We start from the raw sequence: 277 nt of genomic DNA, 5'->3' as shown, positions 1-277 counted from the left end.
AGTGCTCCCCGCGCAGGCGGGGATGAGCCCCCACTGCCACCGGCGGCACCGGGCAGGTACTCGTGCTCCCCGCGCAGGCGGGGATGAGCCCTGACCGCGGTACACGCGAGGCACCATAGAACGGTGCTCCCCGCGCAGGCGGGGATGAGCCCTCGGTCTTCGACAACGACGGTACTAACCCGGAGTGCTCCCCGCGCAGGCGGGGATGAGCCGGAGGCGGTCGGTGTGCCGTGGAAGCCTGATTAGTGCTCCCCGCGCAGGCGGGGATGAGCCCTCG

At 71.8% G+C, this 277-nt stretch carries 1 CRISPR repeat array.

The features are described from left to right. Position 1: 1 nt before the first annotated feature. A CRISPR array of direct repeats spans positions 2–274; the repeat unit is 29 nt; unit sequence GTGCTCCCCGCGCAGGCGGGGATGAGCCC. Positions 275–277 lie beyond the last annotated feature (3 nt).

The sequence above is a fragment of the Corynebacterium sp. HMSC074A01 genome, from assembly GCF_001831515.1.
GTDB lineage: Bacteria > Actinomycetota > Actinomycetes > Mycobacteriales > Mycobacteriaceae > Corynebacterium.
This window is presented reverse-complemented; position numbering and strand designations above follow the sequence as displayed.